At 39.6% G+C, this 15,164-nt stretch carries 8 protein-coding genes; 2 read left to right on the forward strand and 6 right to left on the reverse strand.

Translation table 11 applies throughout. The features are described 5' to 3' along the window. Positions 1-8 precede the first annotated feature (8 nt). From CJ263_RS08485 to CJ263_RS08505, 5 genes are all read right to left on the reverse strand, one after another. Positions 9-1,868: a M1 family metallopeptidase gene (locus CJ263_RS08485; RefSeq protein WP_094996871.1), complete on the reverse strand. Its 1,860-nt coding sequence runs from the start codon at positions 1,866-1,868 to the stop codon at positions 9-11. An 18-nt stretch (positions 1,869-1,886) separates the two neighbouring features. Further along, the gene (locus CJ263_RS08490) at positions 1,887-3,518 is read right to left on the reverse strand and encodes a S8 family peptidase (protein ID WP_094996872.1); all 1,632 of its coding nucleotides are present in this window, start codon (positions 3,516-3,518) and stop codon (positions 1,887-1,889) included. A 29-nt stretch (positions 3,519-3,547) separates the two neighbouring features. Continuing rightward, entirely contained in the window at positions 3,548-4,411 is an 864-nt protein-coding gene (locus tag CJ263_RS08495; protein ID WP_094996873.1) for an MBL fold metallo-hydrolase, read from the reverse strand. A 152-nt stretch (positions 4,412-4,563) separates the two neighbouring features. After that, positions 4,564-4,953 carry a response regulator gene (locus tag CJ263_RS08500; protein ID WP_094996874.1) on the reverse strand — a complete coding sequence of 130 codons (390 nt, stop codon included), beginning with the start codon at positions 4,951-4,953 and terminating at the stop codon, positions 4,564-4,566. Between the two features lie 9 nt (positions 4,954-4,962). Then, the gene (locus CJ263_RS08505) at positions 4,963-8,400 is read right to left on the reverse strand and encodes a PAS domain S-box protein (protein ID WP_094996875.1); all 3,438 of its coding nucleotides are present in this window, start codon (positions 8,398-8,400) and stop codon (positions 4,963-4,965) included. A 366-nt stretch (positions 8,401-8,766) separates the two neighbouring features. Here CJ263_RS08505 and CJ263_RS08510 point away from each other — a divergent pair, with 366 nt between their 5' ends. Then, entirely contained in the window at positions 8,767-10,635 is a 1,869-nt protein-coding gene (locus CJ263_RS08510) for a cation:proton antiporter (protein WP_094996876.1), read from the forward strand. Between the two features lie 47 nt (positions 10,636-10,682). Here CJ263_RS08510 and lepA read toward each other — a convergent pair whose 3' ends face one another. Next, entirely contained in the window at positions 10,683-12,479 is a 1,797-nt protein-coding gene (gene lepA / locus CJ263_RS08515; RefSeq protein WP_094996877.1) for a translation elongation factor 4, read from the reverse strand. A 207-nt stretch (positions 12,480-12,686) separates the two neighbouring features. Here lepA and CJ263_RS08520 point away from each other — a divergent pair, with 207 nt between their 5' ends. Next, on the forward strand, positions 12,687-15,095 hold the full coding sequence (locus tag CJ263_RS08520; RefSeq protein ID WP_094996878.1) for an outer membrane beta-barrel family protein: 2,409 nt from the start codon (positions 12,687-12,689) through the stop codon (positions 15,093-15,095). Positions 15,096-15,164: the final 69 nt, after the last annotated feature.

A 15,164-nucleotide genomic window follows, 5' to 3' on the forward strand; every position in this document is an offset into this window, starting at 1 on the left:
GACGGACCCTAGTTTTCCGCTTGCCAAACATTGTTTTCGGCGTTTACATCGGCCATTAACTGGGACGGGTCAATAACTACGGCCTGAATATCCGAAATGGGTCTATTTACAGTAAAGTCATAACTGGAATATGCCCAAGGCCAATCCGGCAATACCGTTCTATCAATTTGGGGATAGGGGTTCTCCTTTTCTCCACGCATCATTCTTAACGGCGCATAAAAGGTCTCCCTTGAGCCATCTTTGTATACTACTAAAATATCCAAAGGCATGGGCATTAAGCCTATCCTTTCCATGGTGACCTTTGTTCCGTTTTCTTCTGAATCAACGGATTTTATTCCGTAATCTATGATATTGGTGGTCTGGGTCCAATCGGTCAGATACCAATCCAACTCCATACCGGAAACCTTTTCGGCAGTTCTTTTAATATCATTGGGCACAGGATGCTTGAATTTAAAGTCCTCGTAATATTTCCGTATGGTCTCCATGAGTTTGTCCTGTCCTATAATATATCCCAGTTGGGCCAAAAAGACGGCTCCCTTACTGTAGGCCGATATTCCGTAAGCAAAATTTAAATCATAGCGGTCCGCATGCGTGCTCATGGGTTGTTCCTTTCCAGAAAGGGCCAGGTTGTAATAGCCTTTATAGGAATTTTCAAAAGGGTTTTCCTTATTTTGTTCACGGATTTCATTACTGCACAGCGCCGATATAAAAGAGGTGAATCCTTCGTCCATCCATTCGTGTTTGGCTTCATTGGTCGCCAATACATGTTGAAACCAAGAGTGGGCCAATTCATGGATCATGGTGCCAATGACGCTTCCCGGTTTATCACCACCGGTAATCAATGTTGCCATGGCATATTCCATACCTCCATCCCCTCCTTGTATAACGGAGTATTGGTCATAAGGGTATTTGCCTATGTTTCTGCTAAAGAAGTTCATGGCCTTTTCTGTCATTGGCTGTACGGCCTTCCAATTTTCTAAAAATTTAGGGTCGTTCTTATACAGGAAATGAAGTGTTGGGCCATCTTCCATTTGAAGGGTATCGTGAACATAATCCGGATCTGCTGCCCACATAAAATCATGGACCATGGGCGCTTTAAAGTGCCATGTCAAGGTTTTACCCTTTTGTTTTTTGATGGATGTTCCAGGGGCTTCATAACCATGTCCTATTTCCTGCGGATTCTGCAGATAACCGGTTCCTCCCACAACGTAGTCCTTATCCAAGGTTAATTTCACGTCAAAATCGCCCCACACACCATGAAATTCCCTTGCAATATAGGGATCGGCGTGCCACCCCTCAAAATCATATTCGGCCAATTTTGGATACCATTGGCTCATGGAAAGGGCTACCCCATCGGCATTATTACGGCCCGACCTTCTGATCTGAACGGGCACCTGACCCTTAAAAGTCATTTCGAAAGTTGTTTTGCCTCCTGAGGGAATAGGCTTCGGCAAATCCACAACTAGAACCGTGCCCTCCTCTTGAAAGTCTACTTTTTCCCCGTCCTGTGTAAGCGATTCCACATGAAGGTATCCAATTTCGCTTTCCGAAAGACTCGCTATACGACTTTTTTTGTCCTCGGTAATCATTCTTCTATCAGGGTCTTGTATATTCTGAAGCCTTATGTCCATTTCACTTCCAGGTTGAAAGGCGTTAAAATATAGATGGTAATAGACCCTGTTCAATTCATCGGGAGAGTTATTGGTATATACCAGCTTTTGGGTTCCGGTGTACTGGTAATTTTCAACATCCATGTTTACATCCATGGTATAGTCTACATGTTGTTGCCAATAATTTGTCTGATTTTGGGCATAGGAAAAGGCACCTACGGCCAAAATTACTAAAGCAGAAAGAATTAGTTTCCTCATTTTGTCTGTGTTCTTAAATTATAATTCTAGTTGACCGCTGCTTACCTTGCTTGCCATGATAAGGGCATTGTAGGCATTTACTATTTTACCTGAAGTTGATATTTCACTAAGACCAGCACTTTTTGTGTTATCACCACCCAAAATTACCTTGGTTTTTACCGGTAAGCCGGAGTTAAGGATAATTTTCTTTACCTGTTTGGCACTTAAGTTAGGATACTGTGATAGTATTAAGGCTGCAACACCGGCTACGGCAGGTGCGGCCATGGAGGTTCCAGGGGAATATTCATACGTGTTGTTGGGATAGGTAGAATAGATATCGGTACCAGGGGCAAAAACATCCACATTAATTTTCCCGTAGTTGGAATAGGAAGCCACTAGCTCTGAACCATAGTTGGGATCTAAGGCCCCTACGGTAATGACGTTGTCCGCAAATTCCGCCCCATTGTTTATTTGATCATTAGGGTAATTGGGATTTGCAGGATCATCTAGGTTTGCACCGTCGTTACCTGCAGCATGCACGAATAACACATCATTGTCTGCAGCATATTTTATGGCGTCATATACCCATTGCGCATTGGGCGAATAGGATTTTCCAAAACTTCCATTGATAATTTTAGCACCATTATCAACCGCGTACCTTATTCCACGCGCTATGTCCTTGTCATACTCGTCTCCATTGGGAACAGCGCGGATACTCATAATTTCCACATTATTGGCCACACCGTTTGCCCCAAGGCCATTGTTCCTTTCCGCCGCAATGATTCCGGCCACATGGGTGCCATGACTTTCATCATCAACCCTATTCTTGGGATTGCCGTTTCCGTAATCGGTATCGTTGTAATCGTATGGGTCATCACCAACAATTTCCCTTCCATTAAAGTCCTTGTTGAGGTTGTAATTAAGCTGTTCCGTAAAATATTTAATACCCTCACCTAGCTCTTCAATAACCTCTGGAATGGTATCCTTAAAGGAATACATTTGCATTAACACCGCTTTGTTACGCTGCATTGCTTCGGTTCTAGCTTCAATACCGGCGACATCTTCCTTAGAATAATTTTCCTTTCCAAGAAACTCCTTTACCTCTGCATCCGCATTTTTAACGGCCTGTAAAATTTGCTCATATCGCTCCTTGTTCTGCTGGGCGCTTGCATATTCTTCGGATAATTTTCCCTTTGCTTTCGCTAGGGTGGTTTGGTCACCAATGTTCAAACGTATCATTCGAACATATTCAAGCTGCTCGTTGTATGACTCTCCCAAGAAATTATATCCATGGATATCATCCACATAACCATTGTTGTCGTCATCTTTATTGTTCCCTGGCTTTTCGTCCGTATTGGTCCAAATAACCCCGTCCAAATCTTCATGGTTGAGGTCAATTCCTGAGTCGAGAACAGCAACAATAACCTTTTTTCCTTTTTTATTTTTGATGATTTCATCATAAGCTTTGTCAACACTCATTCCAGGAATGGTATCCGTGGCTAGGTCCAAATGCCCCCAGTTTTTCTTTTCTGCTTCGGTAAGGTCCGAAACCTTCAGGGGAACAGAATCAATATTTTCTACAGGTGTTAAAATTAGACCTCCAGTTCCCCCGCACCCAACTAGTGAGACGAAAGAAAGCACTAAGAATGATTTAGTAATTAAGCGTATCATATGTGATTTTAAAATTAATTTTTGGTGTTTTAGTTAAAGATTTCATCGAAGGTATAGGTTTGGTCCAACCTTACCCCTTTATCCGTTTTTTTAAGCGTACAAAGCTGATTGTGCGCATCGTGCTCAAAGAAGAGAAAATAGTTTTTTTCCGCAGCTTCATTTAGAAAGTTTTCTTTTTCGGATAAAGTCAGTAGCGGCCTTGTGTCATAACCCATAACATATGGCAATGGTATATGTCCTACGGTAGGAATTAAATCGGCCACAAAAACCAGTGTTTTACCTTTGTATTCAATAAGCGGCAACATTTGTTTTTCTGTATGCCCATCAACAAAATAGATGCCAAAGCTAAATTCTGGACTATTTTTATAAAAGGAAGAGCCGTGGTTTTCAACAAAGCTTAATTGACCACTTTCTTCCATGGGCAATAAATTTTCCGACAAAAAGGAGGCCTTTTCCCTGGCGTTTGGGTTTGTGGCCCATTCCCAATGATTTTTATTGGTCCAAAAACGGGCATTTTTAAATGCAGGCTCATATCCTGTTCTATTCTTGTTCCACTGAATACAACCACCACAATGGTCAAAGTGAAGATGTGTCAGAAATACGTCGGTAATATCTTCTTTGCCAACCCCTAATTGGTGTAATGATTTTTCTAAGGAAAAATCACCCCATCGATGGTAATGTCCAAAAAATTTATCGGATTGTTTATTGCCAAGCCCTGTATCTATAAGAATAAGCCTGTCACTTTCCTGTATTAAAAGACTTCTGGCAGCAATATCAATTAAATTGTTGTTATCTGCGGGATTTGTTCTTTGCCAGAGCGTTTTGGGAACTACTCCGAACATGGCCCCTCCATCTAACTTAAAATTTCCGCATTCAACAGGATATAGATTCATGAATCTACTGGGTAATAAACAGTATAAGTTGGGAAAATTAATTAAAATGATTAGGAAAAACAGGTTGTTTAAGAGTTTTTAACTTGCTAAGGCCCAAAAACACCGTTAAAGTTGAGCACTTCGCTTACAAAACCGATTGGGCAAATAGGAGGTTATTCACGATTCTTCAACAATTCCTCTATATTATGGTGGGCCAAGGGCTTGGAAAGATGTTTTTCTATTTCCCGATAACTCTCAGAACGTTCGAGGTCCTTTGGGTTTATGGATGAGCTCAACATGAATATCCTACATTTGTCCTTGTTTTCTTGGGGCAGCTCCTTATAATTTTCTATAAACTCATAGCCGTCCATTTCCGGCATTCTAATGTCCAAAAAAATAATGTCCGGAAACTCATCAGGATTTTCTTCAATTTCCTTTAAATAATCAAGCGCCTTGACTCCAGATGGTTTTACTACAACATCCGTTATACGTGTAGATTTTGAAATAATGGCCTTGTTAATATAGTTGTCTATTTCAGAATCATCGATCAATAATACTCTCATATTGTTTCTTTAGTCTTTGGAATAATAATTAGGCAATGTTAGAATGAAGGTGGAACCTATTCCAGGTTTGGATTCAAGCGCAATAGTCCCTCCTAGTTTTTCCATTATTTCCTTTACAATGAATAGCCCAATCCCGGAGCCCATTTCGCTTGTTGAATCCCGGTAGAACATATCATATATTTTCTCATGGCTCTTCTTTTTTATACCTATGCCGTTGTCCTTGATTTCTACGACGGCGTTTTCTCTTGTTGTCTCTACGTTAATCCGAATGTACGGTGCGGATTTCTTAGGATCATAATATTTTATGGCATTGGACAAAAAATTGTTCAGAAGAACGGAAATACTCTTACTGTCCGAGTAAAATTTAGAACCGGTATCAATTTTTGTCGATATACTAATTTTATTGGTGTTCTTAAGATACCATAAATCCTCCAATACCTTTTCTATCAAGATGTTAAAATTCACTTCTTCTTTTTTAAGATCCAAATGTTTATTTCTGGAATAGGCTATAATATCTCCTATAAATCCATCCAAACGCATGATGGAGTTCTCCATCATCACCAGTCTTTCAACCACCACCTCCCTTTTCTCGTCAATTTTCATTATGTTCAATAAGCCTAATAATGAGGACAATGGCGCCCTAAGTTCATGTGAGGCACTGTAAACGAAGCGATCTAGTTCAGAATTGGTCTTGATCAGTTCAGCGTTCTGTTTTTCAAGTCTTTCCTCGAACATTTTTGTTTCGGTAATATCGACTGCGGTACCTTGATAGGTGACTGGGTTCCCGTGGACGTCCGTAGTCACTTCCATTTGTACCCTAACGTATTTTATGGATTTATCCCTGTGGACGATTCTATAGGAAAAGGAACTATTGTCCCTGTTGGAAATTTTGTTTTCAATGATTGCATCGTGCATTTCAAGATCATCTGGATGGACAAGTGTCTTTGAGAAGGAAGCGTCTATTTTTTTACCAGGTTTAACGTCATATATTTCATACATCCTATCGGACCAATCAATAATATCCGTTTTAAGGTTCCAGTTCCAATAACCTATTTTTCCAATTCGAATGGCAGCATCCATTTTGTTTTGGAGGTCAAGTATTTCCCTTTCGGTTTTCTTTTGCTCCGTTAAATCGAAAGCGACCGAACCTATTCCAATGGGTTTATTGGTGGATTTGTCGTTTATAATGAAAGCTGAAAGTAGGGCGGGAATATTTTTATTTGTCTTAAAGTGCTTAAGATAACCTTCCCCGCTCCAGATACCGCTCTTGAAAATTATGGGAAGATATTCGTCCCTTATAATTTCCTGCGCGTTTTCTGGAAAGAAATCTAACAATGAAAGGGGGGCAATTGAATCTTCAGCGGATAAACCGACTAATTCCCGTCCATATTCGTTAAGATAAATAGACTTTCCATCTAACCCGGACAGACCAATAAAACCAGGGCTTTTTTCAACTACGGTCAGAAGTTTTTGATTCTCCTGTTCCGTATGCTTTTTCATACTTATATCCCTAAAGTATACGGTTAGTCCTTCTGGGGATGGATAAGCATGACTTTCTATCCACACATTATCCTTAGGATGAAAATGTTCTAGATGAACATCCTTCTGTTTTTTTAATGCGCTTTCCAATTCTAATTTTACTTGGGAGCCCAAAAGTTCTGGGAATGTTTCCCATAAATTCTTTCCGGTAAGTTCATGTTGGGGGTTTTTAATGAACTCCTTTGCCTTTGCATTGACATAAGTAAGGTTCCAATGGGTATCAACAGAAATAAATGCATCTGATATCCGCTCTGTCAACTCGCGATATTTTTTTTCGCTTGATATAATTTGTTCCTGGGCCTTCTTTTCCTTTGTGATGTCCAAATAGGTTGCCAGAATATATTTTTTGTCATCCACCTCATAAGTTTCCGCGGCAGTTGAAAAGTGAATTTTCCTCTTGTCTTTTGTATGAACAATTAGATTCATGGACAAAACCTTTCCATGTTTTTCAAGGGCTTTTAAAGCCTCCTCTCTCTTTGCTTTTCCACCAACTATCTTATTTACAAGTGTTTCTAATGACTTTCCCCTAAAATCTTTACCAATCCCTAATTTTTCCAAAAAATAAAAGTTGGCGTCCACAAAATTTAGCTGCTCATCAAAGATGGCCATGCCAATGGTTTTGCTATTAAAGGCTTTTTTGAACTTTTGAAGGTTGTCCAAAGCAGCGCGCTGCAATTCTTTTCTTATGGTCACATCCCTAACAATTCCCATGATGGTACCATTGGTCAACTTTTTGGCACTAACTTCACCATAAAAGGAAGACGTATCTTTCCTTAATAGTTCTCGCTCCGTTAATACGGCCTGGCCGGATTTTAACTCCATGAATTTTAATGGAACTTTTGTTAAATCCTGTTCTGTGGTAAGGTCGCTAAGGTTTTTTTGAAGCAAATCTTTTTTGGGATAACCAAACATTTCAACCCCTTGTAAGTTGGCTTCTAAAATATTACCATCGAAATCCGTTATGAATATTCCATCCGATGCCTGTTCTATAAATGTCCTTAGTTTCTGTTCATTTTCTTTTAGAAGAAGTGTTTTCTGCTCTACTTTTTCTTTTAATTTTTTTGGCTGTTCAAGCATGAACTTGGTAAAGAAACCTGAGAGCATGGCTATAAAAAACCCCAATCCTCCCAGCACATATAACCCATATTTGGAAGGATTTTTATTGGAAATAACGTGTAGTTTCCATTCCCCATTATAATCGCTAATCGAATTTTTGAGAGAATTTCCAGGAAAAGCACGGGTCGAGGAAAAGAATATTTTTTCTGACCCATCTGGGTTGGCTTTGGAAAGTTGATAAGAAAACGGATTGTTTTCCAAGGTATCCAAATGGATTTCTGACAATAATGAGCTAAGTTTAATTACCGCAGCTGCAAATCCGGCAAATTTACTTTGGTTATAAATGGGCGTACGGCATATGAAACCTGACCCTCCTTGTTTTAAATCGATTGGTCCAGAGATGTAGTATTTCCCTTTTTCAATGGTTTTTAGGGCTCCAGGTTTGCCAATGGAATCCGTCAAAATATTGAATCCCAAAACTTCGTTCCCTTCCAATGGGTACACATTCGTAATTACTCCGGTACTATCAACCAGTTCCAGGGCGTCCACGCTTTTGTTGGTGCTAAGAATTAACTTTGAAATTTTTGAAAAATCTTCAGGAACGCCATAGTTTTCAACCAAAAAACTTAGATTTTGTGTGCTTGAAAAGCCCTGTTCCAATACACCTTTCATTTCTCTTTCTACACGGTTAGCTGTTCTTCTCACCTCCTCTTCTTCGGAGTTTTTTAGGATAAGATATCTTTGATAAGTCACATAATAGGCTAGGGAAAATACTAGTAGAAAGACAAGAAAACCTGATAAAAGCGGAGTGCTTAAGCGAAATTTGTTAAAGGGACTACTTTTAAACATCATACCGGCACCTTGACTTTTGGTTAGTCATGCATCGAACTTTTGGCCGCACTATCATTCATTGTATGGCCCTTATTAACTTAATAGTAGGTTTCAGGGGTGGTTTAAGCAAGTTTTTTCACTTTGGGGTACCAAAGCAAAAATAGTAAAGCATTTTATATTCGAGTGTTTTTATTTCAGAAAATGTAAGTAAAAAGTTACATGTTTTACATATAACAGTCTAATAATTGAAAATTATGTTATTTGCACACTTTTGGTAGAATAGCCCGGATATAGAAATGAATGTAATTATTAGCGGTGGCGAGGTATTCGAGTATCATTGTGTTCACAACTCCCTTTTAATTCTTATTTTTAGCAAAAAAGTAATCCATGCTAGAGCTGGCCGGCATCATCATTCTGGGAATAATTGCACAATGGGTCGCGTGGCGTTTTAAATTGCCAGCCATATTACCCTTAATTTTAATAGGTCTTATAGTTGGGCCCTTATCTACCCTATATACTGCGGATGGCTCAAAGTTAATTGAGCCCATGTGGAACGGGGAAAAGGGACTATTTCCAGGAGAAGGTCTTTTTTATTTTGTTTCGCTGGCCATCAGTATCATTTTATTTGAGGGAGGACTTACGTTAAAACGTTCTGAGATTAGAAATGTGGGTCCGGTAATTACAAAACTAATAACGCTAGGAAGCATAGTTACTTTTTTTGCTGCAGCAGTTGCCGCATATTTCATTTTTGGTCTTTCCTGGCAGGTATCCTTTTTATTTTCCTCTTTAATAATAGTTACCGGGCCAACGGTAATCACACCTATTTTGAGAAATATTCCTTTAAAAAAGGACGTTTCCGCTGTGCTTAAGTGGGAAGGTATTTTAATTGACCCCATTGGGGCACTGGCGGCAGTGTTGGTTTTTGAATTTATTAGTGTTGGGGAGGGACAAGCCTATACACAAACAGCCTTGGTAGAGTTTGGTAAAATTCTATTGTTTGGGTTTACTTTTGGATTCACCTTTGCACATGCGTTGGCCTTTGTCATAAAGAAGAATTTTATACCTCATTATTTGCTAAATGTGGTTTCATTATCCGTAGTACTCTTGGTATTTGTAGAGTCGGATGTCTTTGCCCATGAATCGGGCCTTTTGGCTGTTGTGGTTATGGGGATGGTCTTAGGAAATATAGACCTGCCCAATATTAAGGAACTCCTATATTTTAAGGAGTCGCTGAGTATTTTATTGATTTCGATTCTCTTTATCCTTTTAGCGGCAAATATAGATTTAGCGGATTTAGAACTTATCTATAATTGGAAAACCGTCGCTCTTTTTGCGTCAATCATATTTATCATTAGGCCCTTGGGCGTTTTTTTAAGTGCTATGGGTTCAAACCTTAAACTAAACGAAAAACTTTTTATCAGTTGGGTAGGTCCAAGAGGTATCGTTGCAGCAGGTATTGCCTCTCTTTTTGGGTCTAAACTAATTTCCAGGGGGGAACCTGGCGCGGAGTATATAACTCCCCTCGTCTTTATGATCGTACTTGGAACCGTACTATTAAATGCCACTACCGCAAGGCTGTTTGCCAAAACCGTAGGTGTTTTTCTTAAAAAATCTGAGGGGATTTTAATTTTGGGTGCATCCAAGGTATCTAGACTAATTGGGGAATATCTTCAAAAAAACAATAGGCATGTGGTATTGGTAGATAATAACCAAACCAATATCACCAAGGCAAAGAATGTTGGCCTTGAAGCTTTTGTGGCCAATATCTATTCCGATTCATTGACCGATAATATTGAACTTAACGATATAGGATATTTAATGGCATTAACGGGAAACTCTGACATTAACAAGTATGCCATTTCCAAGTTTGAAAAACAATTTGGGGAAAACGGCTCTTTTAGATTAGTGGATGCCGAAGAGATGAACGATCCTGAGAACAACCCCAAAGAAGGCCTCTTTTCCCATACGGACGACTTTATTAAGCTCACTGAAACCGCCAGAAAAAATCCTGTAATACGTGAAATAGAAGTAAATGACACTGAACATTACGAAGGGCTCATTGAAATAACAAAGGCCGATACGGATGTTATTCCGCTGTTTCTAAAAACTCCGGACAATGTTATCAAAATTATTTCCGCTTACAGCAAGGATTTTACGGATATTCAGGAAGGCTCAAAATTGGTATACCTTGGAAAAGTCTTGCCTATAGATGAAGAATCAAAAAACAAAGATTCAGAAGCTAAAACCAATACTTAACAGGTCAGAGGGCTTTTATATTTTTAGCTTATTAAACCGGAATACTATTAGTCATTCAGTTTCAGTACGGCCATGAACGCCTGTTGCGGAATTTCTACATTACCTACTTGACGCATTCGTTTTTTACCTTTCTTCTGCTTTTCCAATAACTTTCTTTTCCTAGATATATCCCCACCATAACATTTAGCGGTAACATCCTTTCTTAATGCCTTAATCGTTTCCCTGGAAATAATCTTGGAACCGATGGCTGCTTGAATAGGAATATCAAATTGCTGTCTTGGAATGAGCTCTTTCAACTTTTCGCACATTTTTTTACCGATGTTGGCCGCGTTGTCAAAATGGATAAGAGCCGACAAAGCATCTACCGGTTGTGCGTTCAACAAGATATCCACACGTACTAGTTTTGATGCCCGCATACCTATCGGGGCATAATCAAAGGACGCATAGCCCTTGGAGACTGTTTTTAGTCGATCATAAAAGTCGAATACTATTTCTGCTAGGGGCATATCAAAATTCAGCTCTACCCTTTCAGTGGTCAAATAGGTCTGGTTGGTAATCTGTCCTCTTTTTTCAATACAAAGTGACATTACGTTACCCACAAAATCGGCCTTGGTAATAATGGTAGCCTTTATGTACGGTTCTTCCACCCGGTCAATGGTTGAAGGGTCGGGAAGATCACTTGGATTGTTGACAATAATTGGAGTGTCTGGATCCTTTCGGGTATATGCATAATAACTAACATTGGGCACGGTCGTGATTACGGTCATATCAAATTCACGCTCCAGTCTTTCCTGTATAATTTCCATGTGGAGCATACCCAAAAAACCACATCTAAAACCAAACCCCAGGGCGGCACTACTCTCCGGTGTAAATACTAGGGATGCATCGTTTAACTGAAGTTTTTCCATGGAAGACCTCAACTCCTCAAAATCTTCCGTGTCTACAGGATAAATTCCTGCAAAAACCATGGGTTTTACATCTTCGAATCCTCCGATAGGGTTTTTTGTGGGCTCGTGCGCATCGGTAATCGTATCCCCTACCTTTACTTCCCTTGCATCTTTTATCCCCGTAATCAAATATCCCACATCTCCTGCACTGATTATGGTTTTAGGATGTTGAGTTAGTTTTAATGTGCCTATTTCATCGGCATCATAACTCTTACCAGTAGCTACAAATTTTATTTTCTGATTCTTTTTAATGGAGCCGTTGACCACTCTAAAATAGGTTTCAACCCCCCTAAATGGATTGTATACGGAATCGAAGACCAGTGCCTGTAAAGGCTCGTCCAGATTGCCTTTTGGCGGCGGAATCCTTTCTATTATTGCCTTTAGGATTTCCTCTATCCCAATCCCCGTTTTTGCGCTGGCGGGAATAACCTCTTCGGCTTTACAGCCCAAAAGATCCACAATATCATCTGTAACCTCCTCCGGGTTGGCACTGGGCAAATCCACTTTGTTTAGAACAGGAATTATTTCCAGATCATTTTCCAAGGCCAGATATAGGTTGGATATGGTCTGTGCCTGAATACTTTGTGCTGCATCCACCACCAACAATGCGCCTTCACAGGCTGCAATGGAACGAGAGACCTCATAGGAAAAATCAACATGGCCTGGAGTGTCTATTAGGTTTAGGATGTACTTTTCACCGTTATAGGTATAATCCATTTGAATGGCATGGCTTTTAATGGTAATACCACGCTCACGTTCGAGGTCCATATTGTCCAATAGCTGTTCCTTTTTTTCCCTTTCGGTAACGGAACCCGTAAAATCCAAAAGCCTGTCGGCCAAGGTGCTTTTACCATGGTCAATGTGGGCAATAATGCAGAAATTTCGAATGTTTTTCATAGCAACGGTTGAAAAAATAGTGCTATTTAAATCTGGAATGTCCCTCCTTTAAAAAGCAATTGCAAATATAATCTAATTTGTATGGACATTTTAGCTAGGTCCATTTAAATAAATAGGCATTATCCAGCCAAAATCAAAGCGTATTGGACTATTTGTAATAAAATGCAGTGATAATTTGTTAGATTTGGACTTCAACCCAAACTAAAAGTGAAACCACTACTGCTATTTTTCCTAGCCTTTCTAGGGTGTGCCCAGGTTGCGTTTTCCCAATCCTATCAACTTACGGGTGCGGTAAGGGATGAGGTGGGTGAGTCGATTCCTTTTGCTTCGGTTTTTTTACTACAGGCTTTGGATTCGACAATGGTCAAAGGCGCATCGGCAGATGAAAACGGAATATTTCTGATTTCCGATATTGAACCGGGACTTTATATCGTTCGGTGCTCCTACATTGGAAAAAGTTCCAACGGACTTCCTTTGGACATCCAATCAGATATCAAGATTGGTGCATTGATTATTCCCCAACAATCTGAGCAACTGGATGAGGTTGTTGTAGTGTCCTCTAGACCTAAAATCGAACGCAAGGTGGATCGGTTGATTTTTAACGTGGAAAACACAGTGCTCTCGCAAAGTACCTCCTGGGATATCCTTAAGCAGACTCCCGGTGTCATTTTGATGCAGGACGAGCTTCAAATTAGAAACCAGCCTGCTGTAGTGTATATCAATGATCGAAAAGTACAACTGTCCCCTTCTGAGGTTAGAAGTCTATTGGAAAATTATCAAGGGCAGAATATCAAATCCGTAGAGGTTATAAACAATCCACCGGCAAAGTATGATGCAGAGGGCGGTGCCGTGTTGAATATCATTACAAGCAAAAACATCTCGTTGGGATACAAAGGGAATGTGACCACCAATTATACCCAAGGTATATTTCCCAAGTATAATTTTGGAACATCACATTTTTACAAAACCAAAAAATTAAATCTAAATGCCACTTACTCCTATGTTCCCAGAAAAGATTTTAAAGATGTTCAGAACAGGACGAACTTTATAAATGACACAGGTATCTTTTCTCGATGGGATACGAATTTTGATAAAACCAACAGGTTTAAAGCCCACAATGGGGGCCTTACGGTAGATTATACCATCAATGATAAAAATGAAATCAATTTTACTTCAAACATCCAGCTTTCACCCGAAAGGGAATATGATAATTTTCAAAATACCATTATAACCAATGGTATTGGCACTGTGGATTCCACATTTACCACGGCAAGTTTGTTGGATGAGACCAAGAACAATATTTCAGGAGATTTGACCTACAAATATTCCTTTAAGGAGGGAGGCGCCTTAAGGTTTAATGGTCATTACACTACCTTTGATTTAAACCGAACCCAAAGTGCGAGTTCCAACTATTTTCTACCTACCGGTGATTTCATCCGAAATTATAGTTTCTTTACGGATGCCGATCAGGATATTGAAATTATAACCGCTCAAATTGACTACAATAAACTATTGGGCACGGTAAGCTTGGAAACAGGGGTCAAGACTTCTTTGATAAATTCCGAAAGCCAATTACAATTTTTTACGGAGAACAACGGGCGTATTTTTGTGCCTGAGCTTTCGGACAATTACTTATATGATGAAAATGTGTACGCCGCCTATGTTAGTGCTTCCAAGGATTGGGAAAAATGGAGCATCAAGGCAGGCCTTAGGGCGGAACACACGCAAAGTTCTGGTAACTCTTTGGCATTGGCCAGAGTAAATAACCTAGAATATTTTGAACTTTTCCCCTCTATTTACCTACTCCACAACATCAATGAAAACCACAGTTTTGCTTTTGATTATTCCCGAAAATTAGAAAGACCCAGATATGAGGATTTAAACCCTTTCCGGACATTCATCAATGAAAACATCTATTATGAAGGTAACCCAAACTTAGTGCCCAATTTTAGCAATAATTTTAACCTCAATTACACGCTAAAACAGGAATACTTCTTTGATTTTTATTATCGGGATAATGGTAATTACATATCTACCCTCTCTTTTCAAGATAACCAAAACCAGGTACTCAGGGACGTTACACAAAATGTTCTGGAAAGTACATCCTATGGTTTTGACTTTAATTATGGAAAATCCATAACCAACAACTGGTATCTCTACAGCTACATTTCTATTTTTCATGAGGACGAGACCTTCTTGGCCCTGGAAAGCGATGCATTTTCAGCAACTAACGAGATAAATGGGTATTATGTTGATATCACAAATTATTTGACCCTTTCCAAGGACGGTACTTTTAAGGGGGAGCTTGGGCTAGCCTACCTTTCTGGTTTTTTGGCCGGTTCTTACACAATGTCAGAAACGACTAACCTTACCTTGGGGCTTCAAAAGTCCTTTTGGAACAAACGGGCCCAAATAAGCCTTTCGCTCAATGATATCTTAGGAAAGGCAAACCCTTGGCATAGTTCTAAATACCTAAACCAAGACAATGCCTATATTGCGGTGGAGGAAACACAAAACCTTAGACTTTCCTTTACCTATAATGTTGGTAATTTCAGATTGGAGGACAATCAGCGTCAAATAGAAAAAGCGGAAAGAGACCGAATAGGGTCCGAATGAGGTAGATTATCAATAGTTTCCTGCAATTCTTACAAAGATGTGTATCTGTAAGATAATTCCGAACAACTA

The sequence above is a fragment of the Maribacter cobaltidurans genome (genome assembly GCF_002269385.1).
Taxonomy (GTDB): Bacteria; Bacteroidota; Bacteroidia; order Flavobacteriales; family Flavobacteriaceae; genus Maribacter; species Maribacter cobaltidurans.